The following is a 379-nucleotide window of genomic DNA, read 5'->3' on the forward strand; positions in this document are numbered from 1 at the left end:
GCTGTGGGGTATTTCCAGGGCCTCTCCTTTACCACTCTCGGGAAGGCCCTTTCCCTTCTTGTCGGTAATTTCACAAGTTGTCCCATACTTGCAAGATCGCGCATCAGCTCCGGTATACGTCCCGGTGAAGCGCCCTGCAATGTCATCAGCATTCTCATCACCATTCCGCATGATTCTGAGAAACTCAGTTGATTCGGCCAGTAACCTTTCAGATGTTCCGCCATTTTAATCATCTGATATCTCACCAGATTATAAGCCAGTAAGACACCCCACAGCTCTTGCTCCACAAGCTCCGGCTTTTTACTTCTCAGCGTCAGCCTGCTCCGTTGCATCGTCTGTTTTATCTCCCTGTATCCCAGTTCGATTTCCCAGCGATGAC

General features: G+C 49.9%; 1 protein-coding gene. It reads right to left on the bottom strand.

The window, feature by feature from the left end:
• Window positions 1-379 (bottom strand): transposase (locus HR9077_RS02245; RefSeq protein ID WP_136064704.1); only part of this gene is annotated, 379 nt, incomplete at both ends.

The organism is Modicisalibacter radicis, from assembly GCF_900961225.1.
In the GTDB taxonomy this organism is placed as follows: domain Bacteria; phylum Pseudomonadota; class Gammaproteobacteria; order Pseudomonadales; family Halomonadaceae; genus Modicisalibacter.